The sequence below is a fragment of the Streptomyces sp. NBC_00388 genome (assembly GCF_036061255.1).
Lineage (GTDB): Bacteria > Actinomycetota > Actinomycetes > Streptomycetales > Streptomycetaceae > Streptomyces.
In genome coordinates this window covers 2531928-2558194 of the sequence record NZ_CP107948.1, presented here as the reverse complement: position 1 = coordinate 2558194, position 26267 = coordinate 2531928, and the positions used below count along the sequence as shown (strand labels likewise).

At 69.9% G+C, this 26267-nt stretch carries 19 protein-coding genes and 2 tRNA genes; 12 read left to right on the top strand and 9 right to left on the bottom strand.

The features are described from left to right. Positions 1–122: 122 nt before the first annotated feature. Entirely contained in the window at positions 123–3470 is a 3348-nt protein-coding gene (locus tag OG917_RS11630) for a S8 family serine peptidase (protein ID WP_328317499.1), read from the bottom strand. A 367-nt stretch (positions 3471–3837) separates the two neighbouring features. Between OG917_RS11630 and OG917_RS11625 the strand changes: the two genes are divergently transcribed. Next, on the top strand, positions 3838–5583 hold the full coding sequence (locus tag OG917_RS11625) for a TIGR03767 family metallophosphoesterase (protein ID WP_328317498.1): 1746 nt from the start codon (positions 3838–3840) through the stop codon (positions 5581–5583). 63 nt (positions 5584–5646) lie between these two features. On the opposite strand, the gene OG917_RS11620 is transcribed toward OG917_RS11625, so the two are convergent. Together OG917_RS11620 and pepN are read right to left on the bottom strand one after the other, a co-directional pair. Continuing rightward, positions 5647–6777, bottom strand: a complete 1131-nt coding sequence (locus OG917_RS11620) for a hypothetical protein (protein ID WP_328317497.1) — start codon at positions 6775–6777, stop codon at positions 5647–5649. Positions 6778–7008: 231 nt separating this feature from the next. Then, complete coding sequence (gene pepN / locus OG917_RS11615) at positions 7009–9606, bottom strand: aminopeptidase N (RefSeq protein WP_328317496.1); 2598 nt, start codon at positions 9604–9606, stop codon at positions 7009–7011. A gap of 143 nt (positions 9607–9749) precedes the next feature. Here pepN and OG917_RS11610 point away from each other — a divergent pair, with 143 nt between their 5' ends. Next, positions 9750–10388, top strand: coding sequence for a mycothiol-dependent nitroreductase Rv2466c family protein (locus OG917_RS11610; RefSeq protein WP_328317495.1), 639 nt, complete (start codon positions 9750–9752; stop codon positions 10386–10388). Between the two features lie 201 nt (positions 10389–10589). Here OG917_RS11610 and OG917_RS11605 read toward each other — a convergent pair whose 3' ends face one another. Beyond that, positions 10590–11231: a superoxide dismutase gene (locus OG917_RS11605; protein ID WP_328317494.1), complete on the bottom strand. Its 642-nt coding sequence runs from the start codon at positions 11229–11231 to the stop codon at positions 10590–10592. A 223-nt stretch (positions 11232–11454) separates the two neighbouring features. Then, positions 11455–12819, bottom strand: a complete 1365-nt coding sequence (locus tag OG917_RS11600; RefSeq protein WP_328317493.1) for an amino acid permease — start codon at positions 12817–12819, stop codon at positions 11455–11457. 272 nt (positions 12820–13091) lie between these two features. Between OG917_RS11600 and OG917_RS11595 the strand changes: the two genes are divergently transcribed. Next, the gene (locus tag OG917_RS11595) at positions 13092–13676 is read left to right on the top strand and encodes a biotin transporter BioY (RefSeq protein WP_328317492.1); all 585 of its coding nucleotides are present in this window, start codon (positions 13092–13094) and stop codon (positions 13674–13676) included. A gap of 87 nt (positions 13677–13763) precedes the next feature. On the opposite strand, the gene OG917_RS11590 is transcribed toward OG917_RS11595, so the two are convergent. After that, the gene (locus tag OG917_RS11590) at positions 13764–15194 is read right to left on the bottom strand and encodes an amino acid permease (protein WP_328317491.1); all 1431 of its coding nucleotides are present in this window, start codon (positions 15192–15194) and stop codon (positions 13764–13766) included. An 87-nt stretch (positions 15195–15281) separates the two neighbouring features. Here OG917_RS11590 and OG917_RS11585 point away from each other — a divergent pair, with 87 nt between their 5' ends. Further along, the gene (locus tag OG917_RS11585; RefSeq protein ID WP_328317490.1) at positions 15282–15770 is read left to right on the top strand and encodes a ribose-5-phosphate isomerase; all 489 of its coding nucleotides are present in this window, start codon (positions 15282–15284) and stop codon (positions 15768–15770) included. An 8-nt stretch (positions 15771–15778) separates the two neighbouring features. After that, positions 15779–16588, top strand: coding sequence for an Fpg/Nei family DNA glycosylase (locus OG917_RS11580; RefSeq protein ID WP_328317489.1), 810 nt, complete (start codon positions 15779–15781; stop codon positions 16586–16588). An 11-nt stretch (positions 16589–16599) separates the two neighbouring features. On the opposite strand, the gene OG917_RS11575 is transcribed toward OG917_RS11580, so the two are convergent. Beyond that, a complete protein-coding gene (locus tag OG917_RS11575) occupies positions 16600–17829 on the bottom strand; it encodes a GNAT family N-acetyltransferase (protein WP_328317488.1) in 1230 nt (409 codons plus the stop codon). 104 nt (positions 17830–17933) lie between these two features. On the opposite strand from OG917_RS11575, the gene OG917_RS11570 reads away from it, so the two are divergent. Then, entirely contained in the window at positions 17934–19097 is a 1164-nt protein-coding gene (locus tag OG917_RS11570) for a PP2C family protein-serine/threonine phosphatase (protein ID WP_328317487.1), read from the top strand. A 115-nt stretch (positions 19098–19212) separates the two neighbouring features. Here OG917_RS11570 and OG917_RS11565 read toward each other — a convergent pair whose 3' ends face one another. Beyond that, positions 19213–20394, bottom strand: a complete 1182-nt coding sequence (locus OG917_RS11565; protein ID WP_328317486.1) for an acyltransferase family protein — start codon at positions 20392–20394, stop codon at positions 19213–19215. Positions 20395–20892: 498 nt separating this feature from the next. Between OG917_RS11565 and OG917_RS11560 the strand changes: the two genes are divergently transcribed. After that, complete coding sequence (locus OG917_RS11560; RefSeq protein WP_328317485.1) at positions 20893–21087, top strand: hypothetical protein; 195 nt, start codon at positions 20893–20895, stop codon at positions 21085–21087. 291 nt (positions 21088–21378) lie between these two features. Here OG917_RS11560 and OG917_RS11555 read toward each other — a convergent pair. Further along, positions 21379–21452: transfer RNA gene (locus tag OG917_RS11555), tRNA-Gly, on the bottom strand. Positions 21453–21596: 144 nt separating this feature from the next. Here OG917_RS11555 and OG917_RS11550 point away from each other — a divergent pair. The 5 genes from OG917_RS11550 (at position 21597) to clpX (ending at position 26250) form a co-directional block, all read left to right on the top strand. Beyond that, positions 21597–21673: transfer RNA gene (locus tag OG917_RS11550), tRNA-Pro, on the top strand. 115 nt (positions 21674–21788) lie between these two features. After that, on the top strand, positions 21789–23171 hold the full coding sequence (gene tig, locus OG917_RS11545; RefSeq protein ID WP_328317484.1) for a trigger factor: 1383 nt from the start codon (positions 21789–21791) through the stop codon (positions 23169–23171). Positions 23172–23448: 277 nt separating this feature from the next. Further along, on the top strand, positions 23449–24066 hold the full coding sequence (locus OG917_RS11540) for an ATP-dependent Clp protease proteolytic subunit (RefSeq protein WP_328317483.1): 618 nt from the start codon (positions 23449–23451) through the stop codon (positions 24064–24066). A 51-nt stretch (positions 24067–24117) separates the two neighbouring features. Further along, on the top strand, positions 24118–24801 hold the full coding sequence (locus OG917_RS11535) for an ATP-dependent Clp protease proteolytic subunit (protein ID WP_328317482.1): 684 nt from the start codon (positions 24118–24120) through the stop codon (positions 24799–24801). Between the two features lie 156 nt (positions 24802–24957). Further along, entirely contained in the window at positions 24958–26250 is a 1293-nt protein-coding gene (gene clpX, locus OG917_RS11530) for an ATP-dependent Clp protease ATP-binding subunit ClpX (RefSeq protein ID WP_328317481.1), read from the top strand. The last annotated feature ends 17 nt before the right edge of the window (positions 26251–26267 follow it).

The following is a 26267-nucleotide window of genomic DNA, read 5'->3' as shown; positions in this document are numbered from 1 at the left end:
GGCGGCGCCTTGTCCAATCCATTGTCCGGGGAGCGGACAGCGGGGCAGGCGCCGACTCTGGCACCTGCCCCACCGTTCCGCCGCTCACACCTCATTTCGTACGGTTGCGGCGTTTCACACAGTTACGGTGTGACGTTCGCGATCCGGACGCTGCCGGTCCCCGCGACCGTGCCGTGGGCGTTCACCAGCTGCACCTGGCCGAAGAGCTCGCGCCCGGCCGGCGGCGGTCCCGCGGCTGCGATGGCCGCACCGACCTCCGCCGAGGCGCCCGTGGCGAGCTTCACAGCCCTGGACGCGTCGACCTCGATCGAGCCGAGCGAGGGGGCGAAGTACACGTCCCGGTAGCTGTACTGCGTCGACCCGGCAGGGACCGCGTAGGCGTCCACCTCGACGGTGTACGTACCGGCTGCGGGCTTCAGCAGGCTGACCGACTCGTCGGAGCCCCCGGCCGCCGACGAGCCGACCTGGGTGCTGCCCCGGTAGACGTAGAGGTCCAGGTCGGCCCCGGTGTCCGAGGTCCCGCCGATGGACACGTCGAACCGGTCGACACCCTCGGGGACGGTGATCGTGGTGGTCCTGCTCGCGCCCTCCGCGATCGTCGGGGCGGCGTCCTGGGACGAGCCGAGCGGTCCGCCCTTCAGCCTGCCGTCGATCGCCGCGAAGCCGTTGCGGACCGTCCACGTGACCGGGGCCTGAGCGCCGGCCCCCACCTCGGGGAGCGTCTGGACGGCCGGGTCGAAGGAGGCGCCGAGCAGCGCCACATCCAGCTTGTACGGATTGTCGAGGTAGGGCGATGTGCGGCGGGCCTCGACCTCGATCTCCCAGACGCCCGGCGCCGGGTCCGCGTAGGACCGCAGATCCGGACGGCAGGTGTTGGCCGGGTTGTCGTAGTTCGGGTAGCAGCTGGGCGTCCCCGTGTCGTCCACCGGCACCCCGTACGGGTGGATCGAGATGAACCGCGTCTGGCTGCCCGAGCGCAGCGCGCTCATCCCGACCTCAAGGGTCCTGGCGCCCTCCGGCACGGTCAGGAAGTACGACGTGGTGCTGTTGCGCTGCACCGAGCCGGAGTGCTTGACGGTGTACGAGGGCTTGGCGAGCGGCTCCGAGACGACCACGGTGGCCATGATCTGCTGGTCGGTGCCCACCGTCTTCGGGTCGTCGAGCCGGAGGACGGCGCTGTGCACCCCGGCCGATGCGGGCTTCGCCCGGACGGTCACGGTCACGGCCCGGCCCAGCGGCAGGGACACCTGCGCGGAGCCGGCGAGCGAGAAGGTGCCGTCGTCGTTCCGGAAGGACAGCCGGTGCGGGACGGCCCGGTCGGGCCCGGTGGTCCGCACGACGGTGACCTTGTACGTCTTCTGCTGCCCGGCCTTCAGACCGCCCTCGCGGTCGTAGAGACCGGTGCCGTAGCCGGGGGTCTTCAGGGCGTCGTCGATCGCGGTGTCGACCGGCGCCTTGACGGTGTACTCGTGCGCGGGGCCCTGCCGGGAGGCCGCGGCCTTCCTGATGGTCTTCCAGGCGCCGATGATGTTGATCAGGCCCGCGCCCTCCGCGTGCGCCGGGACGCCCTTGATGTGGGTGGCGGTGCTGGTGAGCGCGGTGCGCAGATCGGCCGGGGGCAGCTCGATGTGCTGCTGCTTCGCGGCCGAGAGGAGCAGCGCGCTCGCGCCTGCCGCCTGCGGGGAGGCCATCGAAGTGCCCTGCAGCATCGAGTAGCCGGCGGGCAGCGGGTAACCCGCTTCCTTGACCGGGGCGCCGGGGAGCCAGGTCTGGGTGGAGTTGACGGCGGCGCCGGGCGCGGAGAGCGTCGGTGTGAAGCCGCCGTCCTCCCGCGGGCCGCGTGACGAGAACGGCATCATGGCGTTCTCCGTCGTCACACCCGAGCCGTAGTCGGCGGCCCAGGTCTCCCTGGAGATGGTCGCGCCCACGGAGATCACGTGATCGGCGAGGCCGGGGTCGCCGATGGTGTTGAGGCCGGGCCCCTCATTGCCCGCCGAGATGACGAGCTGGACGCCGTAGGTGTCGATGAGGCGCTTGTAGAGCTCGTCCCGTGCGCTGTTCCCGTCGTTGAGCGGGGGCAGACCGCCGATCGACATGTTCACGATGTCCACGCCGCGGTTGACGACCAGGTCCATCATGCCTTCGGTCAGGGCGACGTTGGTGCAGCCGCCGCTCCAGGAGCAGGCACGCGAGGAGACGATCTTCGCGCCGGGCGCCGCGCCGTTCATCGCGCCGCCGAAGAGGCCGTTCGCCGCGGTGAGGCCCGCGACATGGGTGCCGTGCTCGCTCTGGATGATGCCGATGCTGACGTAGTCGGACGTGTCGCCCGCCGCGTCGACGACGACGTTCTTGCGGCTCTCCACCACGAAGGGCACCCGCTCGGCGACCTCGGTCCCCGGGTCGTCCTTGCCGAAGTAGCCGATCTGGAACCCGTCCTTGTACGGCTTCATCGCGGTGTCGTCGGTGAAGTCGCCGTTGCCGTTCAGGTCCACCCGCACGGTCCCGGCGGCCGGGTCGTACAGCACGCCCCAGACGTCGGTGGTGTCGCCGTCGCGGTTCAGGTCGCCCGCCTCGTCGCCGCCCGTGGTGACCTTCTCGGCGAAGGTCCGGAAGCGGTACGAACCTGCGGGGGACTTCCAGGTGCGGCCCGCGGCGGTGAAGGCCGGGCCGGTCACGGCGCCGTCCATCCGCAGCCAGGTGCCGTCGCCGTCGGAGACCGGGTCCGTCGCCGTCACCCAGTCGGTGATCTTCCGCTCTCCGGTGCTGGTCCTCCGCAGCGCCGGGTGGCCCAGGTCCACGCCGGAGTCGAGGATGCCGATGGTCACGCCGCGGCCGTCGGACTTCGGGTGCTGCTTCACGAAGTCGACGGCGCCCGTCTCGAAGGACGGGTTGTACGGGTTCCTGGCCGGGGTCTTCCGGCCCGGAGCGGCGTACGGTCCTGCGGACGCCTTGGCCTTCGCGCGCCCGGCCGTGTCGCCGGCCGGGGTCGGATCGTCCAGCTCGATCTCCTGCTTGAGATCGATACCGTGGACGGACGGGAGCTTCCCGGCCGCCTTGATGGCCGAACCGGCCCTGGGTGTCGGCAGGGTGGCCCGGACGTAACCCAGCTTGTCGTCGGTCCTGCCGACGACCGAGCCGGGAACGGCGTCGAGCTGCTTGCGCACCCGGGCGGTCGCGCCGGGGGCGGTGGCGACCATGACGGTCACGGACTTCGTGCCGTCCTGCTCGGCCCGGCCGAGCAGCTGCGCGTCGGACGCGCCGAGCTTGTCCGGTGCGGTCCCGGCAGGCGCCGCCGCCTTCACGGCGGAGGGCGCGGGCCCGTCCTGACCTGCGGTACCCGCGGCCGCGGCCGCGACCGCGGGCACGGTGCCGGCCGCGGCGAGGGCGAGCACCACACCCGCGGCGGCCGCGACCCGGGCCGCGCGTCTCGCCCGGGTTATGGAGCTGGGGAATTCGAGGCTCATCTGCATCCCTGTATGTGGAAGAAAAGGTCCGGAATCCGGAGCTTGATGACCGGAGCTTTACCTAAATGACCCTCCCTTGGGGAGGAGTTGTCCGTTGAGTAGCCGGTGCTGGCGGACTTCCGCCATACGCCACGACGGTCATAGCGGGCTGAAACCGCCCAGCTCCGTCCCGTCCGCCCAGTTCCGCCCCGTCCCCCCGGCCCGGACCCCGGAGCCCCTCCCCGGCCGCGAGTGATCCCTGTGCGGTGATCGGTGTTGCCTGTTGCGGCCTCGTTCACGCACAGGTCATGCCCGCTGCCAACCATCCGGATGAGCGGGGAAACAACAGCCCCGCCGCCCTTGCCGATGCGTTCGCACCCGGGGAGACCGAGCCATGTCACGTATGCGTCCCGCCGCCCTCGACCGCCGCACCTTTCTCGCCGCCGCCGGAGCCGTCGCCGTATCGGCCGGTGTCGGCGCGGCCATCGGGACCGGCGGCGCCTCCGCCGCCCCGGTCCCGCCCGTGCCGGGCGCCGCCGTACCCGCCGCGCTCCGTGCCGCACCCGCGGGGCCCGCCACCCCCGCCGCGCCGTCACCGGCCGGCACCACCCTGCTCACCTCGGCGGCGCCCCGCACCGGTCACCCCGGCAGCGGGTACCGGCGGCTGGGCGACGGCCCCGGCTGGGACCGGGTCGTACGGGACCGGCTCGCCACCGCCCGCTCCGGCCGCGCCGCCCGGCGCACCACGCTCGCCGCCTTCGTCCAGCTCACCGATCTGCACCTCACCGACGTCCAGCACCCGGTGCGCGGCGAGTTCCTGCGTCCCGCCGACACCGCGTCCTGGCGCCCGCAGGAGGCGCTCACGGTGCCCGGCGCGATCTCCCTGGTGGAACGCGTCAACGCGCTGCGCGCCGGCCCGGCCACCGGGACCCCGCTCTCCTTCGTGATGACGACGGGGGACAACACCGACAACAACTCCCACGCCGAACTGGGCTGGTTCCTCGGGGTGATGAGCGGAGGGCGGATCACCCCCAACACCGGGGACCCGCACCGCTACGAAGGGGTCCAGGACTCCGGCATCAAGCACTTCTGGCATCCGGACTCGGCTCTGCGCGACACGGACAAGCAGCGCGGCTTCCCGCACATCGAGGGATTCCTCGCGGCGGCCGTCCGCCCGGTGAACAGCCCCGGACTGCGCATGCCCTGGTACTCGACCGTCGGCAACCACGACTCGCTCAGCAGCGGATCCATGGCGGCCCGGGGGCACTTCCTGGCCGACTTCGCGACCGGGGGCCGGAAGCTGTACGAGATCCCGGCCGCCGAGGCACGGGCCCAGCTGGCCACGGACCAGAAGAACGGGGACTTCGACGGCAGCCACTTCGCCGCCCTGGTCCGCAGACACACCAAGGACCTGCGCCGGATCACCCCGGACCCGGCCCGCGCCCCCTTCACCCCGCGCGAGTACCTCACCGCCCATCTCGACCCGGCGCACGCGGGCGCCGGCCCGGTGGGGCACGGCTACACCCGGGCCAACCTGGACAGCGACACCCTGTACTACAGCTTCCGGGCCGCGCCCGGCGTCCTCGGGATCAGCCTCGACACCACGGGCCGGGGCGGCCACTTCACCGGCACCGTCGGCACCGCCCAGCTGAACTGGCTGGAGCGGACGCTCAAGGCCCACCCGGGGGAGCATGTCCTGGTCTTCAGCCACCACAACAGCTGGACCATCACCAACACCCACCCGGACCCGGCCCGTCCAGGCGAGCGGAACCACTCGGGCGCCGAGATCGTCGCGCTGCTGGGCAAGCACCCCAGCGTGGCCGCCTGGATCAACGGCCACAGCCACCGCAACAAGATCCAGCCGCACGGCTCCTTCTGGGAGGTCACCACCGCCTCCCACATCGACTTCCCGCAGCTCGCCCGGGTCTTCGAACTGGTCGACAACCGGGACGGCACGCTCTCGCTCCTCACCACCCTGGTCGAGTCCGCGGCCCCGCACCGCACGGACTTCACCGATCTCTCCCAGACCGGACTCGCCGCGCTCTACCGGGAGCTCTCCTTCAACGCGCCCGGCAGCCGCACGGACCTCTCGGGCACGGCCGGTGACCGGAACACCGAACTCGTCCTCAGGAAGCGCTGATCCGGGCCCGGGGCGCCGCACCACGGCGGCGCCCGGCCGCCGACCCCGGGAACCGGCCCCCGCTCAGCGGGGCAGTACCACCACAAGACCGGCGGGCGCACGGTCCTCCGCGGCCATCAGGGCGGTGCGCACCACGGTGGCCTGCTGGGCCGGTGCGTCGCGCAGCTTGGCCGGTGTCAGATGCACGACGGTGATGCCGAGCCGCTCCAGGTGGTCGCGCTTGCGGGCGTACGGAGAATCGAGCACGTCATCCGCCCCGCCGGCCGGTGTTCCGGCGCCTGCGGGCCGGCGGCCGGAACTCCTGGGGGGCGCCGCCCTGGTGTCCAGCTCCACCGCCACCGCCTCGTCGGGCCAGTAGACGTCCACCCCGCCCAGCGAGGGCCCGCCGGGGAGCCGCAGCTCCACGTTCCACAGCGGGTCGGGCAGCCCGTGGTCGCGCACCAGCCCGTACAGCCGGTCCTCGGCGAGGGAGCGCCCCTCCGTCAGCAGTGCGTCCACCGCGTCCGCCACCGGCTCGCGGGTGAGCAGCCGGGCCAGCGTCAGTTCCCTGACGAGGGCGGCCGGTTCGCAGCGCCCGCCGCGTACGGCCTCGGTGAGCAGCCGGCGCACCGCGTCCGGCTCGGGGAGCCCGGCGACCGCGTCGGCCAGCGCGCGCTCCACGGGCGCCACCGGTACCCCGTCGATCTGTTCGGACCCCGGCAAGGTGTGCGCACGGACGATCCGGGCGCAGCCCGTGGAGCGGAGCCTGCGGGTGCGCGGCACCAGGACGTCGATCCGGTCCACGGAGATCAGCGGGGGAGCGGCCGAGAAACGGTGGAGAGCGAGCGCCGCGAGGCCAGTGACCATCGTATTGCCGTACCGGGCGGGGGTGTTGGCGCTGTCCTGCACCACGCCCTGGCGCGGCTGCGAAGGCACCGCCCCGCTCCGCTCGGCCGGGGGCCGCCCCGCGTACAGCAGTGCGGCGTGCAACCGTTCCTCGCCGGTCGGCGGTGCCTGGTGCAGCACGAAGACCCCCGGCAGCAACTGCTGCCAGGGGCCTCCGGGCCGGCACTGGGCGGCCGCACGGGCCGCCGTCACCCCCTGCTCGCGCAACTGCGGCGCCGAGAGCACCCGGCCGTGGACACCGGCGGAGTGGCGGAGGAGGGGGGAGTGCGGGGACGAGGTCTCCCCGCAGAGGGAGGTATCGCGGTTCATGCACCGGAGATGCCCACGGTCCTGCCGTCCGCTAACCCCTGTTACACAACTGTCGGCAAAACCGGACAACACCGTCCTAAAGTAAAGGCGTTCGGTGGCCGAGCGGGCCGTCGCCCGGATGGCCCAGGGCGACGGCCCGCGAGGGGGCGGACAGCTGTTCTTCCGGCCGCTGCTCCGCGGACCGCCGGCCCGGGCCCGGCTCCGACCCGGATGTCCGGGCCCGGTTCCGTCTCAGATGCCCCGGACCGCGCCGGAGCCCGCGCCCGCGTCGCACGCCTGACCGCGCAGCGAACGGGCCAGGTCGTCCCGCGCCTCCAGCACGAGCCTGCGCAGAGCGGGCGCCGCGTCCCGGTGCCCCTCCAGCCAGGCATCCGTCGCGTCCAGCGTCGACGGGTGGTCCTGGAGGCCTGGGAAGAGACCCCGTACGACAAGCATCCCGATCTGGATCGAACGCTCGGACCAGATGCGCTCGATGGCCTCGAAGTACTTCGGTGCGTACGGTGCGGTCAGCTCACGCTGCGATGCCTCGCCGAACCCGGCGATCGTGGCCTCGACCAGTGCGTTGGAGAGCGTGTCGGCCTCCACGACCGCGGCCCACGCCTCCGCCTTGACCCCGGCCGAAGGGCGCGAGGCCAGAGCGCGCACCTCGTGCCGCTTGCCGGACGCCGTGTCGTCGCGGGCCAGCTCCGCCGCGATGCCCTGCTCGTCGGCGACGCCGTGCGAGGCGAGGGGGGCCAGCAGCTCCCAGCGCAGCTCCTGGTCCACGTCGAGCCCGTCGATCTTCGCCGAGCCGTCGAGCAGTCCCTGGATCAGCTGGAAGTCCGCGTCCGCCGCCGCGGTCGAGGCGAAGAACCGCGCCCACGTCAGCTGGGCCTCGCTGCCGGGCTCCGCCAGCCGCAGTTCGCGCAGCGCGCCACCGGCGAGCAGCTTCCCGCCCTCCTCGCGCCAGTCGGGCGCCGCGTAGTGCAGCAGCGCGCCCCGCGCCCAGGTGTGCAGCATCTGGAGCACGCCGATGTCCGACTCGCGGCCCGCGAAGCGCAGTACCAGGCCGATGAAGTCCCTGGCGGGCATCAGCGCGTCCCGGGTCAGGTTCCACAGCGCCGACCAGCAGAGGGCCCGCGCGAGCGGATCGGTGATGTCACCGAGGTGCTCACGCAGGGTGTCCAGCGAGTCCTCGTCGAAGCGGATCTTGCAGTACGTGAGGTCGTCGTCGTTGACCAGCACCAGCGCGGGCCGCTCGGCGCCGGTCAGCTCCGCCACGACCGTTCGCGGGCCCGACACGTCGGCCTCGGCGCGCGCATAGCGCACCAGTGCGCCGTCCTCCACCCGGTACAGCCCGACGGCCACCCGGTGCGGGCGCAGCTCGGGATGCGAGTCGGCGGCGTCCTGCAGGACGGCCAGCTCCGTGATGCGGCCCTCCGCGTCATGGACGACAGCGGGCGTCAGTGAGTTGACCCCGGCGGTCTGGAGCCAGGAGCGCGACCAGGACACCATGTCCCGCCCGCTGGTCTCCTCCAGTACGGACAGCAGATCGCCGAGCCGGGTGTTCCCGTACGCGTGCCGCTTGAAGTAGCGGCGGGCGCCCTCCAGGAAGGCGTCCTGGCCGACATAGGCGACCAGCTGCTTGAGCACCGATGCGCCCTTGGCGTAGGTGATCCCGTCGAAGTTCAGCTTGGCGTCCTCCAGGTCACGGATGTCGGCCGTGACCGGGTGGGTGGAGGGCAGCTGGTCGGCGCGGTACGCCCAGGCCTTGCGGTTGTTGGCGAAGGTGATCCAGCCGTCGGTGAAGCGGGTGGCGTTCACCATCGAGAAGGAGCCCATGAAGTCGGCGAACGACTCCTTCAGCCACAGGTCGTCCCACCAGACCATGGTGACGAGATCGCCGAACCACATGTGGGCCATCTCGTGCAGGATGACGTTGGCCCGGCGCTCGTACGCCGCGCGGGTCACCTTGCCCCGGTAGATGTACTCCTCGCGGAAGGTCACCAGGCCCGGGTTCTCCATCGCCCCGAGGTTGTACTCGGGCACGAAGGCCTGGTCGTACTTGCCGAACGGGTACGGGAAGTCGAAGTGGTCGTGGAAGAAATCCAGCCCCTGCTTGGTGATCAGGAAGATGTCGTCGGCGTCGAAGTGCCTGGCAAGACCCTTGCGGCAGAGGGCGCCGAGCGGGATCTCCAGCTCGGTCCCGTCGTCCAGGGTCCGGCGGTAGACATCCGTGACGTGGTGGTAGGGGCCGGCCACGACCGCGGTGATGTACGTCGAGATCGGCTTGGTCCCGGCGAACCGCCACACCCCGTCGGGCTGCTGCTCACCGACCCCGTTGTTCCACACCTTCCACCCGTCGGGCGCGATCACCTCGAACGTGTAAGGGGCCTTCAGGTCGGGCTGTTCGAAGTTGGTGAAGACCCGGCGTGAGTCGGCGGGCTCGTACTGTGTGTACAGATAGACCTCGCCGTCCTCCGGGTCGACGAAGCGGTGCATGCCCTCGCCGGTCCTGCTGTACGCGCACTGGGCGTCCACGACCAGGACGTTCTCCTCGGCGAGCCCGTCCAGCGTGATCCTGGACCCGTCGAAGACGGCGGCCGGGTCCAGCTCCCGCCCGTTCAGTGTCACCGAGGTGACCGACGGAGCGATGAGATCGGCGAACGTGGAGACGTCCGCCTCGGCCGAGCGGAAGCGCACCGTCGTCACCGAGCGGAACGTACGCGGCTCGCCGGCCGGGTTGTCCCCGATCGCCGAGCGCAGGTCGAGGGCGACCGTGTACCCGTCGACGGAGAGCAGTTCGGCCCGCCTCCGGGCTTCGTCACGGGACAGATTCTCACCGGGCACGGGCACTCCTTCGTGTATGCGATCTGTTGTCCGAATCCTCCCATGCGCCGGTCCGGGGTGGCGGCCGGGAATGGCGGGGCCCGCCCGGGGCGTTGTCGCGGGGGAGTTGCAGCAGCCGAAAAGTGCGCCTCCCGAGGAGAGACATGTCAGAGAAGACCCCCGTCGACTTCTGGTTCGACCCGCTGTGCCCGTGGGCGTGGATGACCTCCCGCTGGATGCTGGAGGTCGAGAAGGTCCGGGACGTCGAGGTGCGCTGGCACGTGATGAGTCTTGCCGTCCTGAACGAGGACCGGCTCGACGACCTGTCCGACGAGTACCGCGAGCTGCTCACCGTCAAGGCGTGGGCGCCGGTGCGGGTGGTCGTCGCTGCCCAGCAGAAGCACGGTGACGAGGTCGTCGGCAAGCTCTACACCGCGCTCGGCACCCGCTTCCACAACGAGGGCCAGGGGCCGACCCGGGAGGCCATCGCGGCCGCGCTGGACGAGGTGGGCCTCCCCGCCGAGCTGCTGGACTACGCGGACCAGAGCCCGTTCGACTACGAGGCGGAGCTGCGCGCCTCCCACAACGAGGGCATCGAGAAGGTCGGCCAGGAGGTCGGTACCCCGGTCATCGCGGTCCCCGGCGCCGACGGCGAGCAGGTCGCCTTCTTCGGCCCGGTCGTGACCCCGGCGCCCAAGGGCGACGAGGCGGCGAAGCTCTGGGACGGCACTCTGCTGGTCGCCTCGGTCCCCGGCTTCTACGAGCTCAAGCGGACCCGTACCCAGGGGCCGGTCTTCGACTGACCTGAACGGTCCGGGCGCGCGGCCGGCCTCCGCGAGTCGTGTCCTCCGGCCTGAACGGTCCGGACGCACAGCCGGCCTCCGCGAGTCATGTCCTCGCGGAGGCCGGCTGTTCTTTGTCCGCCCGCAGGTGAAGGCTGAGAAGACGATCACGAGCAGGACGCCGGGCGGCGCGGTCCCGTCAGGGGCGCCGGCGCAGTGGTGTCACGGTGCGAGCAGCAGGACGTCGGCACGCTCCCGGGCGGCGGCGTAACGCTTCGCCACGTCCTGCCAGTTGACGACCTTCCACATCGCCTCGATGAAGTCCACCTTCTGGTTCTTGTACTGCAGATAGAAGGCGTGCTCCCAGGCGTCGAAGACCAGGACCGGCACCGAACCCTGGCCGACGTTGCCCTGGTGGTCGTAGATCTGCTCGACGATGAGCCGCCCGCTGACCGGCTCGTATGCCAGGACGCCCCAGCCCGAACCCTGGGTGGTCGCGGCGGCCTTGGTCAGCTGGGCCTTGAACTTGGCGAAGGAGCCGAACGACTCGGCGATCGCACCGGCGAGCTCGCCGGTGCCGTCCTTGTCGAGGGGCTCGCCGCCACCGTCGCCCGTCATGTTGTGCCAGTAGATGCTGTGCAGGATGTGACCGGAGAGATGGAACGCGAGGTTCTTCTCCAGCCCGTTCACCGCGCCCCACTGGTCCTTGTCGCGCGCCTCCGCCAGCTGCTCCAGCGTGTCGTTCGCACCCTTCACGTACGCGGCGTGGTGCTTGTCGTGGTGCAGTTCGATGATCTGGGGGTTGATCACCGGTTCCAGCGCCGCGTAGTCGTAGGGAAGTTCAGGAAGTGTGTAAGTCGCCATGTCGTTCCGAGCCTCCGACTGCTTATTGCAACCTCTATGCAAGTGCAGGCTAGCAGTAGGTACGCATGATGGGCGTGAGGGCCCGCCGGACGGCCGGGGGCGCGGGGGTTCGGCGGGTGCGCTGCCGGGCGCGCGCCGGTGCGGGTGTGCGGACAGCCGGAAGGGCGGGCGCCCTGTGCGGCGCCCGCCCTTCCGGTGTCCCTGCTTCGTGAACCGCAGCCCTCTAGCCGCGCCGTGCGCTCAACTCCCGTATGCCCGCGACGGCCAGCACCACGGCGGTCGCGCCCAGCGACCACAGCAGCTGCGGGCGCGCCGTGTCGTCGGTCAGCATCAGCACGAAGACGGTGGCCAGGCCGGCCAGTGTGGCCCAGGTCAGCCACGGGAAGCCCCACATCCTGAGCTGCAGCAGCTCCGGTGTCTCCCGCTCGATCCTGCGGCGCAGCCGCAGCTGCGAGGCGGCGATCAGCGCCCAGACGAACAGCAGGACCGCACCGACCGCGTTGAGCATGTAGAGGAAGACCGAGTCCGGCCACTCCAGATTCAGCAGGACCGACACGAATCCGAAGGCGACGGACGCGAGGACGGCCCGGCGCGGCACGCTGCCTGTGACCTTGAGCAGCCCGCGCGGCGCCTCGCCCCGCTCGGCCAGCGAGAAGATCATCCTGGAGGAGCCGTAGAGGTTGGCGTTCAGGGCGGAGAGCAGCGCCACGAAGACGACGATGTTCATGATGGCCCCCGCGGACGGCACGCCGATCGAGTCGAGCACCGTCACATACGGGGAGAGTCCGGCCTTCTGCGCACTCCAGGGCAGTACCGCCACGATGACCAGCATCGAGCCCACGTAGAAGAAGAGGATCCGGAACACCGCGCTGCGCACCGCGCGGCCGACCGCGCGCGCCGGGTTGTCGGTCTCCGCTGCGGCGATCGTCACGACCTCAAGACCGCCGAAGGCGAACACGACCGTGAGGACACCGGAGATGACGCCGTGCCAGCCGTTCGGCAGGAAGCCGCCCTTTCCGGTGAGGTTGGCCAGGCCTGCGGGATCGGTGTCCGGGAGCACCCCGAAGACCGCAAGCAGTCCGAGTGCGAGGAAGAGGACGATCGCGCCGACCTTCAGCGTCGCGAACCAGAACTCGAACTCGCCGAAGTTCCGCACGGCGGCGAGGTTGGTGACGGTGAAGACCACCATGAAGAGCAGTACCCAGGCCCACTGCGGCACGCCGGGCACCCAGCCGTTGGCGATCTGGGCCGCGGCCGTCGCCTCCACGGCGAGGACGACCACCAGCAGGAACCAGTAGAGCCACCCGGCCGTGAATCCGGCCCAGCGCCCCATCGCCCGCTCGGCGTGCACCGAGAAGGAGCCGGAGGCGGGGAGCGCCGACGACATCTCACCCAGCATCCGCATGACCAGCATCGCGAGGGTGCCCGCGATCAGATAGGAGACGACTATGCCGGGGCCCGCGACCGCGATACCGGCGCCCGAACCCACGAAGAGCCCGGCGCCGATCACCCCGCCCAGGCCGAGCATGGTCAGGTGGCGCTGCTTCAGCCCGGCGGAGAGAGGCTCCGCCCGCAGTGGTTCGGACATGGTGCTCGACACTCGCGATGCTCTGGACGATGTGCGGGGACAGTTTGGTGAGATCCCACAGTGTCCCCAAGTGGTCACCCGTTCCGCAATGGAGATCTACCTGCCAGGACCTCCAGTGATGAGCATCACGCACGGAGACGGTTGAACAGTCCACTTTGTATGAAACCAACCAAAGCCCCAAGCTCCGCTTTGTGGGCGGCTGATGGTGCTCTCCGGCGGCCCGCCAGGCTAACGTCAGCCTGTTCCCACCTGCCCTCACCTGCGGAGTCCCGATGAGCACTGCTGCCGCCACCACCCGCCCCGGAGCGGTTCTCGCCGACCTGCTGCCCGCCACCCGTGCCCGCGACATCGCGCTGGTGCTCGGCGGCGCCGCGCTCACCGGCATCGCCGCGCAGATCGCCGTGCCGGTCCCCGGCTCCCCGGTCCCGGTCACCGGGCAGACCTTCGCCGCGCTCCTGGTGGGCGCGTCCCTCGGTGCGCGCCGGGGCTTCCTCTCCCTGGCGGTGTACGCGCTGGTGGGTGCGGCGGGCATGCCGTGGTTCGCCGGGGGCACCGCGGGCGCCGGTGGTGCCACGTTCGGCTATGTCCTGGGCATGCTGCTCGCATCGGCCGTGGTCGGCGCTCTGGCCCGCCGCGGCGGCGACCGGTCCGTACTGCGCACCGCGGGCACCATGGTGCTCGGCTCCGTGATCATCTACGCGGTCGGCGTCCCGTACCTGGCCCTGACCACCGGAATCTCCGCCTCCGCGGCCATCGCCGCCGGTCTCGTCCCGTTCCTCATCGGTGACGCGCTGAAGGCGGCCCTCGCCATGGGCGCGCTGCCGAGCGCCTGGAAGCTGGCGGGCCGCCGCGGCTGACGCGGCGAGCGACGGACACCACACGCGGGAGGGGCCGCGCCCGGCAGACCGGGCGCGGCCCCTCCCGCGTGTGTCAGCGGGCGTGCGTCAGCCGCCGGCCCCGGCCGGCTCCGTGGCGAGCGCCTTCCGCCGCCGGTCCCGCACCAGGGCGACCACCATGACCAGCGCGGCCACCAGCACCGAGAGCAGCATCTGCTTGCGCCCCTCGGTGTCGTACAGCATGTAGCCGACCACGAAGAGGATCAGGCCGATCGTCGCCCAGGTCAGATACGGGTACAGCCACATCTTCACGGTCAGCAGCTCCGGGTTCTCCCGCTCGATCCTGCGGCGCATCCGCAGCTGCGAGAAGCAGATGACCAGCCAGACGAAGAGGGCCACCGCGCCCGACGAGTTCAGCAGGAACTGGAAGACGGTGTCCTGCGCGATGTAGTTGAAGAACACCGCGACGAAACCGAACGCGACGGACGCCCAGATCGCGACCGCGGGCACACCGCCCCGGTTGACGGTGGCGAACGCCTTCGGGGCGTCACCGCGCCCGCCGAGCGAGAACGCCATCCTGGAGGCCGTGTACAGACCGGAGTTGAGACAGGAGAGCACCGCGGTCAGCACCACGATGTCCATGATCGTGCCGGCGCCCGGGATGTCCAGCGAGTCCAGCACGGCCACGTACGGACTGGCCGTGACCGCCTTGGAGTCCCACGGCAGCAGCGTGACGATGACGAAGATCGAGCCGATGTAGAAGAGCGCGATCCGCCAGATCACACTGTTGACCGCCTTGCGGACCGCCTGCACCGGGTTGGGCGATTCGGCAGCCGCCAGGGTCACGATCTCCGATCCCATGAAGGAGAAGACGACCAGAAGCATCCCGGAGAGGATCGCGCCGGGCCCGTTCGGCAGGAACCCGCCGTGCCCGGTCAGATTGCTCATCCCGGCCGGATCGCCGCCCGGCGGGAGGCCGAAGATGGCGAGCAGGCCGATCACGATGAAGGCAATGATCGAGACGACCTTGATCCCCGCGAACCAGAATTCGAATTCGCCGAAGGAGCCGACCGAGACCAGGTTGGTGCCGGTCAGCACCAGCATCACCAGCAGCGCCCAGGCCCACTGCGGTATCGCGGGCACCCACCCGGTGAGGATCGACGCGGCGGCGGTCGCCTCCACGGCGAGGACCACGGACCAGAAGAACCAGTAGAGCCAGCCGATGGTGAACCCGGCCCACCGGCCGAGCGCCCGGTCCGCGTAGGTGGAGAAGGACCCGGAGACAGGATCGGCCGCGGCCATCTCGCCCAGCATCCGCATCACCAGGACGACGAGCAGCCCGGTCAGCGCGTACGAGAGCAGAATGCCGGGGCCGGCGGCGTTGATCCCGGCCCCCGAACCGACGAAGAGCCCCGCACCGATCACGCCGCCGATGGCGATCATCGAGAGGTGGCGGTTCTTCAGCCCGGCCTGAAGACCGTCCGGGGAATCACCGCCGGGCGATCTGTCAGCGACCCGCGGAGGAGGTGCAGCGCTCATGCTCTCTGTCCTTAATTGTCGCGAACGGGTCACGCCTTACGTGCCCCGACCAGGGGTCGCACCTACCCGGCGTGCCACACTCGATGCATGCGCGTGTACCTCGGTTCCGATCATGCCGGATACGAACTCAAGAACCACCTCGTCGAGTGGCTCACGGCCCACGGCCACGAGCCCGTGGACTGCGGTCCTCACATCTACGACGCCGTGGACGACTACCCGCCGTTCTGCCTCAGGGCCGCCGTGAAGACGGCCGCCGACCCCGGGAGCCTCGGCGTCGTCATCGGCGGCTCCGGCAACGGCGAGCAGATCGCGGCCAACAAGGTCAAGGGTGTCCGGGCGGTGCTCGCCTGGAGTGAGCAGACCGCCGCGCTCGGCCGCGAGCACAACAACGCCAACGTCATCTCCGTGGGCGGCCGGATGCACACGCAGGAGGAGGCGGTGAAGTTCGTCGAGATCTTCCTCGCCACCCCGTACTCCGGCGAGGAGCGCCACCAGCGCCGGATCGACATGCTGAGCGCGTACGAGGCGACCGGGGAGCTGCCGCCCGTCCCCGCCCACCACCCGCAGCAGGACTAGGGACCTTCGTGCCCGAGGGCCACACGATCCACCGACTGGCCGCCGACCACTTCGAGAGGTTCGGCGGCCGGCCTGTGCGCGCCTCCAGCCCCCAGGGCAAGTTCTCCGGCAGTGCGGCGCTCATCGACCGCCACACGCTGGAGACCGCCGAGGCGCACGGGAAGCACCTGTTCCTGGGATTCGGTGCGGGCGGCTGGGTCCACATCCACCTCGGCCTCTTCGGCAAGCTGGGCTTCGGTAACGCGCCCGCCGTGCCGCCCACCGACACGGTCCGGCTGCGTCTGGTCAACGACGAGGCGTACGCCGATCTGCGGGGCCCGACGACCTGCGCGCTGATCACGGACGCCGAGAAGCAGGCGATACACGACCGGCTCGGCCCCGATCCGCTCAGGCCCGGCGACCGTGCGGACGACGCGTGGCCCCGGATCTCCCGCTCCCGTACGACCGTGGCCGCCCTGCTCATGGACCAGAAGGTGATCGCGGGCGTCGGCAACGTCTACCGCGCCGAGGTCCTCTTCCGGCACGGCATCGACCCGTACCGCGCGGGCAAGGACCTGACCCGCGCCGAGTGGGACGCGATCTGGGCCGACCTCGTCGCCCTGATGCGCGAGGGCGTACGCAACAACCGCATCGACACCGTCCGCCCCGAGCACATGCCCGAGGCGACCGGCCGGGCGCCGAGGGTCGACGACCACGGCGGCGAGGTGTACGTCTACCGCCGGGCCGCGCTGCCCTGCCACCTCTGTGGCGCCGGGATCCGGACCGCGCCGCTGGCCGCCCGCAACCTCTTCTGGTGCCCGGACTGCCAGCAGCATTAGGAGGACAGCCCTCAGAAGCCGTGCGGCAGCCAGGGCGCCTTCTCCGAACCGAAGGCGTGGGACGCACCGGCCAGCGCACCCGGCCGCAGCTCCCGCACCAGACCCGCGTCCGCGAGCGCGGCCAGTGACGTGCCACCCAGATAGGCGGCCCCGAGCTCCCGCACCGACAGTTCGAGCTCCGCCGGGTCGTCGGTCCGGACGCAGGAAGCACCGGAGGCGTCCCCGGTGAGCCGCCAACGCCCGCTGTTCCAGGGGCAGAAGTCGTCCTGGACGCCGAACACGACATCCACCGGCGTCCGGTAGGTGCGTGCTGCGAGCCCGGCCCCCACATCGACCAGCCGCAGGTGCAGCACGTCACGGACCTGGAGCCGGCACCGGCGGATGTCCGACACCAGGTACTGCCAGGAGTCGTCCAGGGGCCGGTTGCGTACGAACAGTGTCGACGTCAGGTCGATACCGAACAGGAAACGCCACAGAGCTGCGCTCGCCGCCGGGTCCAGCGCGTCGATCTGGCGGAGCCTGACGGACCCCTTGGGGCCTGCCGCATCCGACTCGGGCTTCGTATGGAAACGGACATACCCCACCGTCTCGCCGTCCCGCTCGGCGACCACGCACTGCAGGGGCGAGGCCCCGCCCCGCTCGGCGGGCGGATCGAGCAGCGGCAGCCGCTCCCAGCCGGGCATCCGCAGGGGCATCCCGGGACGCGACCCGACGGAGCGCACATACAGCGCCTCGCACTGCTCCGCCACCTCCCCGACCGGCGCGTACCGCAGCCGTACGGCGTCGGTTCCCGGCGGAACGGCGAGCGTCACCCGCGAGGTGTCGATCTCGGCCGACAACTGCCGGGAGGCGATGCCGTATCCGAACCGGCCGTAGATCGCCGGCTCCGACGCGGTCAGCACGGCCAGCGGTTCACCGAGCGCCCGCACCTCGTCCAACTGCCGCCGCATCATGGCCGTCAGGATCCCGCGCCGCCGGTGCGTCGCCGCGACACTCACCATGGTCACGCCCGCCGCCGGTACGAAAGCACCACCCGGTACCGAGAGCCGGAAGCTGAACGCCCCGGCCGTGCCCACGCACTGGCCGCCTTCCCAGGCGCCGATCGACCGCTCGAACTCGGTGAGGTCGTCCCAGAGCGCCCGTTCCTCGGGCGACTCGTCCACTCCGCCGAAGGCCCGCATCAGCCCCTCGTACCAGGTGTCCATGCCGTCACGGCGCAGTACCTTCAGCTCTGTCTCCATGGGCCATCCCTACCAGGGGGGTCCATGCCGGGCGAGCCAATTTCGAACGCGAGGTCCCAGGGTCCCCCTGCGCGGGACCCGCGCGGGTGGATAAGGTCCGAGCCATGGCCGGTCGCGTCGGAGAAGAAGCGTTCACGGCCCGGATGCGGAAGTCGGCGCACCGGGTCAGGACCGTGCTGCGCAGGTCCGGCGTCGACTACTTCCGCGGCGACGGCTCCGAAGGACTCGCCCTCGCCACCCTCCTGCTGACCGTCCCCGCGCTGGCCTGGGCGACCATCCTGACCCCGGTCTGGTGCTCACCCTCGACGCTGGTCCTGCCCATCGTCGCCGGGGGACTGCTGCTGCGCCCGGCGAGCCTCCTCGGCCTGTACGCCGCAGCGGCCGCCGCCCTGATCGTCGAGTCGGTCAAGCTCGGTCCTTACGGCAACGGCGCCGCGGCCGTCACCCCCGGCACGGTCCTCACGGTGGCTGCCTGCGGGCTCTTCGGACTGCTCATCGCGCAGTTCCGCAGCCGGGTCGGGGTGCCGTGGCGGCGCGGCGGGACCATGCTCTTCGACCTGCGTGAGCGGATCCGTGTCCAGAGCAAGCTGCCCCGGCTGCCGCAGGGCTGGCACAGCGAGATGGCGCTGCGCCCCGCGGGCGGGCAGTCCTTCTCCGGCGACTTCGTGGTCGCCGCGCGGACCAGCGGCGGGCGCACCCTCGAAGTCGTCCTCACGGATGTCTCCGGCAAGGGCATGGACGCGGGCTCCCGTGCCCTGCTCCTCTCGGGCGCCTTCGGCGGACTGCTGGGCTCGCTCCCGCCGCACGACTTCCTGCCGGCCGCCAACGGCTATCTGCTGCGCCAGGACTGGGACGAGGGGTTCGCCACCTCGATCCATCTGGTCCTCGACCTGGACACCGGAGACTATGAACTGCTCTCGGCAGGCCACCTCCCGGCGCTCCAGCTGCACGCGGGCAGCGGTCTCTGGGAGGAGAAGTCGGGCGAGGGCCCGCTCCTCGGCGTCTACGACGGGGCACAGTTCGACGCGGCCAAGGGCTCGCTGGGCCCCGGTGACGTCCTGATGCTCTTCACGGACGGCCTGGTCGAGGCGCCCGACCGCGACATCAGCGAGGGGATCGACCGGCTGACCGGGGAGGCCGACCGCTATGTCGCGAGCACCTTCCGGGGGGCTGCGTGGCACCTCATCGAGGCGGTCGCCAAGGACGTCAACGACGACCGGGCGCTGCTGTTGATCTGCCGGGACAGTGACGCGGGGCCGGTGCTCTGACCACAGGCCCGTGGCGTGGCCGCGGGGGCCTGTCACGCGGGAGCGCCCCGTCCGGCGGATCTTCCGGACGGGGCGCTCCCGCGGGCGGTGCTGATGGTTCAGCTCAGTACCGGGGCTAGGCCGGAACCTTCTCGCGCTCGCGCTCCCGTGCGTTCTGCACGGGATCGGACCGGAAGGCCCACTTCATCTCGGGCTCCGTCGCGAAGCGCATCACCCGCCGCACCGGCGGTGTGCAGAACAGCGTCACGGCGGCGGCCATGAAGAGGGTCGCGAAGACTTCGCCCAGCGGGCTCTTCAGCCAGCCGTAGTCGTCGACCAGACCTGCGTACTCGATGGTCTTGATCAGCAGACCGTGCAGCAGATAACCGCAGAGTGTGCCGGCGCCGAGCGCGGTGAACCAGGTCTTGCCGCGCGGGACCAGGGCCAGGAAGCAGGCGGTGAGCACCAGCCCGCAGACGGTGAGGCCGAGCGTCATCACGACGCCTTCCCACCAGTCGACGCCGAGCTGTTGGGCGCTGGTGCCGCGGTAGAACCAGTTGAGCGTCATCCGGGGCGCGGCCCAGTAGGCGAAGACGAGCGTCACCAGCATGACCAGCACGGCCACCGGTCGCGCGCCACGGCGCTGCACCAGCTGGAAATGCTCGGGCTTGAGCTTCAGGCCCAGCACGAAGAACGGCAGGAACTGGAGCACCCGCTGGAGGTCGAGGTCGTCGCCGATGTTGGGGGTGACCGAGGCGAGGACCGCGATGACGAGCGAGAGGGTCATCGGATAGCGCAGATTGAGCCAGATCGGCGTGGTGAGCCGCCAGATGAAGAGGGCGATCAGGAACCACGTCAGGAAGTACGGGTCGAGCAGGCTGATCTCGTGACCGGGGTCGTTGTTGCCCCACTTCTCGTAGAGCGAGTAGGCGGTCTCGAAGATCACGTAGGGAACGACGACACCCGTCACCAAGCGGCGCAGCCGGTCGGGACGCATGTCAAAACTGCGGGAGAAATAGCCCGAAATGATAATGAATGCAGGCATGTGGAACGTGTAGACGAACATGTACAGCGCCCGGGTGGTGCGGCTGCCATCCATGATCGGTTCCCACGCGTGCGCCATGGCCACGAGGACGATGGCGAGGAACTTCGCGTTGTCGAAGAGCGCGTTGCGCTGCTTCTTGGCGCCGGGGGCCGACGCCTGTGGGTTCGCTGTGTCAGGTCTGGGTGGCGCCTGTGCGACCGTGGGGGGTTCGGGTTCCGTCTCCCGCGCCAGGGGGAGTGGGGCCCGCTGATATCCGTGTGGAGCATGAACCATTCGAGGAACCCTAGCGTCGCGTGAGGGAATCCGTAAAACCCTCTCGGGTGGCTGTGATATTCGCAGTACGTGTACCCCCGGGGCTTACCTTTACTACCCTGATCTTATGTACGTATATGAGGGGTCTCATCCCACTTAAATGGGGCATAACGACAGGTTTCTGGGCCCGCTTCGGAGTCCGTTCGGTGGCTGTTCAGTCTTATCGCAATCACCTGTGAACGAAGTGTGTGAACAGTGAAACGATCGATTCGGATTAACCGCCGGGAGTGGCGGGCCGACCCGTCCTGAAATTGCCCTCGCAGGTCCGGGCGGGGCCCGCGCGCCGGGCGCGGGGGCCGGACGCGAGGGGTGCGCGGGATGGCGCGATCCGATCGCCGCCGTTTCGCCACCGGGCAACAACCACAGGCCTGTTGGTGGCACCATGGACCCGCGGAAGAAGTGCTGGAACGACATCGTTCCCGGCCGGCAAGGCGGACCGACCAAGGGTTGTGATCAGTTGTGGCCATTTCACTGTCAGTGGTGCTGCTCTTGGCGATCGTCCTTGTGGTGTTGATCCGCGGTGGATCCATCAAGGCCGGTCCTGCGGTCGTCGCCATACTGTTCGGCTTCTTCCTGGCGTCGACGGGCATGGCCCCGTCGATCAACAGGTTCCTCGACTCGATAGCCGACACGATCAACCAGATCAAGTTCTGACGCCGGGCGCCCCCGCCCACGGCCGGTACCGGTGGACGCTTCCGCGTCCCGGGTCCCGGGTGCGCGAGTGCGCGAGTGGGGCGGTCCGCCCGGCCGTGACGGGCGACGGATGCGCGCGAGTACGGCCTGTCGCCCCGGACGGCGTGGCGAGCGGCGGGGGAGCGGGCGCCGGGTGGCGCCGCAGCGGCGTGAGGCCGGCCGGACGGCTCCGGCTGTACGTGGCTGATCCGGCCCGGGAACGACCGAGGCCCAGGCGGAGGAGGACGTCCTCTTACCTGGGCCTTTGCCATGTGGAGCGGGCGACGGGAATCGAACCCGCGTAGCTAGTTTGGAAGACTAGGGCTCTACCATTGAGCTACGCCCGCAAGCGCCGCCGGTCGGAGCGACCGCGGCACGAGAAGCATCGTAGCGGGTCGGACCCGGTCCGCGCACACCCGTCCCGCGCCGCGTGGAGCCGGGTAAAGCTGCCACGGCCGGCTCACGGGCATGTACCCTACGTCTCGCACCGACGGGGTGTGGCGCAGCTTGGTAGCGCGTCCGCTTTGGGAGCGGAAGGTCGTCGGTTCGAATCCGGCCACCCCGACCAGCAGCAAGATCACATTGTGGGTCTCCTCCTGCTTGCCGTTACTATGCAAGCTGTGTGCCCGCGTGTCTCTCAACCGGGCAGAGATTCTGAAGTCAGCCCCCAAGGAGACCGAACCGTGAAGAGCGCCGTGGAGACCCTGAATCCGACCCGGGTTCGGCTCAGCATCGAGGTGCCCTTCGAGGAGCTCAAGGACAGCCTCGACGCGGCGTACAAGAAGATCAACGAGCAGGTCACGGTGAAGGGCTTCCGTAAGGGCAAGATCCCGAACCGCGTGATCGACCAGCGCTTCGGCCGTGGTGCCGTGCTGGAGGAGGCCGTCAACGACGCCCTCCCGAAGTTCTACACCGAGGCCGTCAACGAGGGTGAGCTGAATGTCCTCGGCCAGCCCGAGGTCGACATCACGGAGCTCAAGGACGGCGAGCTGCTCTCCTTCACCGCCGAGGTCGACGTACGGCCCGAGATCGAGATCCCGGACTACTCCGGCATCGAGGTCGAGGTCGACGCCGTCGACGTCAGCGACGAGGACGTCGACAAGGCCGTCGAGGAGCTGCGTGGCCGCTTCGCGTCCACCAACCCAGTCGAGCGCGCCGCCGTCGAGGGTGACGTCGTCACCATCGACCTGGAGGCCAAGGTCGACGGTGAGGTCCTGGAGGACGGCGTGGCCGAGGGTGTCTCGTACACCATCGGCTCCGGCGAGCTGCTCGACGGCATCGACGAGGCCGTGACCGGCCTGGAGGCCGGTGGCGAGGCCACCTTCACCTCCGAGCTCAAGGGCGGCTCCGCCGAGGGCAAGCCCGCCGAGGTCACCGTCAAGGTCACCGCGGTCGCCGCTCGTGAACTTCCCGGCCTGGACGACGACTTCGCGCAGCTGGCCAGCGAGTTCGACACGCTGGACGAGCTGAAGGCCGACAGCCGCAAGCGCCTTGAGAACACCAAGCAGTACGAGCAGGCCACCCAGGCCCAGGAGCGCGTCCTCGACGAGCTGCTGAGGCTTGCGGAGGTCCCGATCCCCGAGAAGCTCCTCGAGGACGAGATCAACACCCGCAAGCACAACCTGGAGCACCACCAGCTCGGCCAGATGGGCCTCGACCTCGCCAAGTACCTGGAGATCCAGGGCAAGACCGAGGAAGAGTTCACCGCCGAGACCAAGGAGCAGGCCGAGAAGGGCATCAAGACCCAGTTCATCCTCGACGAGCTGGTCAACAAGGAGAAGCTGAACGTCAACCAGGAGGAGCTCACCGAGCACCTCATGCGGCGTGCGCAGTCCTCCGGCATGAGCCCCGACCAGTTCGCCCAGGCGGTCGTCGAGGGTGGCCAGGTCCCGATGCTCGTCGGCGAGGTGGCCCGCGGAAAGGCCCTCGCGGTTGTCGTCGAGTCCGTCAAGGTCAAGGACACCAACGGTGAGATCGTCGACCTGAGCGACGACGAGGACGAGGCCGAGGGCACGGCGGACGCCGAGGCGTCCGACGACACGGCCGAGGCCAAGCCGGAGGCCTGAGCCTCCACCGGTCTCGACCGGGCCGGACTCTGATCCCGGCCGGTTCTGATCTCGAACGAAGGGTCCGGGCGTGCTGTACGTCCGGACCCTTCGTCGTACGCGCGCGCCGGGCCTACCTTGCGCTCCCAGCGAACAGTTCGGGAAGCGGGATGGCGTTGTCCCACCTGCGCGTTAGGGTCCATGAAGAGGAGAGCTCGGGAGTACCAAGCGCCCCCGGACTCCTGCTGTACGAAGACGCTGAGACGGCCGGAGCCGTCAGAGACGAGCAGGTGGATACGTGACGAATCTGATGCCCTACGCCGCCGGCGAGCCCAACATCGGTGGCGGCCTCGGCGACCAGGTCTACAACCGACTGCTCGGTGAGCGGATCATCTTCCTCGGCCAGCAGGTCGACGACGAGATCGCCAACAAGATCACCGCGCAGCTGCTCCTCCTTGCAGCCGACCCGGAAAAGGACATCTTCCTTTACATCAACAGCCCCGGCGGCTCGGTGACGGCAGGCATGGCGGTCTACGACACCATGCAGTACATCCCGAACGACGTCGTCACCATCGGTATGGGCCTCGCGGCCTCGATGGGGCAGTTCCTGCTGACCGGCGGCACCGCGGGCAAGCGCTTCGCGCTCCCCAACACCGACATCCTGATGCACCAGGGCTCGGCCGGTCTCGGCGGCACAGCGTCGGACATCAAGATCCAGGCCCAGCAGCTGCTGCGCACGAAGAAGCGCATGGCGGAGATCACCGCCCGGCACTCCGGCCAGACCGTCGAAGCGATCATCCGCGACGGTGACCGCGACCGCTGGTACACGGCGGAAGAGGCCAAGGAGTACGGCCTCATCGACGAGATCATCTCCTCCGCGTCGGGCGTTCCGGGCGGCGGCGGCACCGGGGCCTGACGCCCCGCATCCCTGCCTCCGAACCCGACCGACCACTTGAACGCCACCAGGATGGTGAACACCAGCATGAACGACTACTCCGCCTCCGCCAGCGGCCTCTACACCGGCCCGCAGGTCGACAACCGCTACATCGTTCCGCGCTTCGTCGAGCGCACCTCGCAGGGCGTGCGTGAGTACGACCCGTACGCGAAGCTCTTCGAGGAGCGCGTGATCTTCCTCGGTGTGCAGATCGACGACGCCTCCGCCAACGACGTCATGGCGCAGCTGCTCTGCCTGGAGTCGATGGACCCGGACCGGGACATCTCGATCTACATCAACAGCCCCGGTGGCTCGTTCACCGCGCTGACCGCGATCTACGACACGATGCAGTTCGTGAAGCCGGACATCCAGACGGTCTGCATGGGCCAGGCGGCCTCCGCCGCCGCGGTCCTGCTGGCGGCCGGCACCCCCGGCAAGCGCATGGCGCTGCCGAACGCCCGTGTGCTGATCCACCAGCCGTCCTCGCAGACCGGCCGCGAGCAGCTCTCCGACCTGGAGATCGCGGCCAACGAAATCCTGCGTATGCGGACCCAGTTGGAAGACCTGCTGGCCAAGCACTCGACGACGCCCGTGGAGAAGATCCGCGACGACATCGAGCGCGACAAGATCCTTACGGCCGAGGACGCCCTCGCCTACGGGCTGGTCGACCAGATCGTTTCGACCCGCAAGGGCTCCGTCGGAATGATGTCCACCTGACGGCCGTTTGATTTACCTTCCGTCCCCTGGCACGGTGCACGTCAAAGTGAACCGTGCCAAGGGGGGCCCGAACGAGGGGCCCGGCAAGGTACCGTCGAATATGAGGCACCAGGAGACGCTGAACGTGGCGCCTCCCAGGCGAAGGGGAAGCACCTCGTGGCACGCATCGGTGATGGCGGCGACCTGCTCAAGTGCTCGTTCTGCGGCAAGAGCCAGAAGCAGGTGAAGAAGCTCATCGCAGGCCCCGGGGTGTACATCTGCGACGAGTGCATTGATCTCTGCAACGAGATCATTGAGGAAGAGCTCGCGGAGACCTCCGAGGTGCGGTGGGAGGAACTGCCCAAACCGCGCGAGATCTATGAGTTCCTCGAGGGGTACGTCGTCGGGCAGGAGCCCGCGAAGAAGGCCCTCTCGGTAGCGGTCTACAACCACTACAAGCGCGTCCAGGCCGGCGAGAACGGCGGCGGCACCAGCCGTGAGGACGCGATCGAGCTCGCCAAGTCCAACATCCTTCTGCTGGGCCCGACGGGCTCCGGCAAGACGCTGCTCGCCCAGACACTGGCCCGGATGCTCAACGTCCCGTTCGCCATCGCGGACGCGACCGCGCTCACGGAGGCCGGCTACGTCGGCGAGGACGTCGAGAACATCCTGCTCAAGCTGATCCAGGCCGCCGACTACGACGTCAAGAAGGCCGAGACCGGGATCATCTACATCGACGAGATCGACAAGGTCGCCCGCAAGAGCGAGAACCCGTCGATCACGCGTGATGTCTCCGGCGAGGGCGTCCAGCAGGCGCTGCTGAAGATCCTGGAAGGCACCACCGCCTCGGTGCCTCCGCAGGGTGGTCGCAAGCACCCGCACCAGGAGTTCATCCAGATCGACACCACGAACGTGCTGTTCATCGTGGGCGGCGCGTTCTCGGGTCTGGAGCGCATCATCGAGTCCCGGGCGGGCGCGAAGGGCATCGGCTTCGGTGCGACCATCCGCTCCAAGCGGGAGATCGAGGCGAGCGACCAGTTCCAGGAGGTCATGCCGGAGGACCTGGTGAAGTTCGGGATGATCCCCGAGTTCATCGGCCGGCTCCCCGTGCTGACCTCGGTGCACAACCTGGACCGCGAAGCACTGCTGCAGATCCTGGTCGAGCCGCGCAACGCACTGGTCAAGCAGTACCAGCGCCTCTTCGAACTCGACGGTGTGGAGCTGGACTTCGACCGTCCGGCGCTGGAGGCCATCGCCGACCAGGCGATCCTGCGCGGCACGGGCGCGCGCGGTCTGCGCGCCATCATGGAGGAGGTCCTCCAGTCGGTGATGTACGAGGTTCCGTCGCGCAAGGACGTCGCCCGGGTCGTCATCACGGCGGATGTCGTCCGGAACAACGTGAACCCGACGCTGGTCCCGCGCGAGCCGCGGATCGTCGGCAACGACGGACGGCACGAGAAGTCCGCGTAGGGGCTGCGGCGGATAGC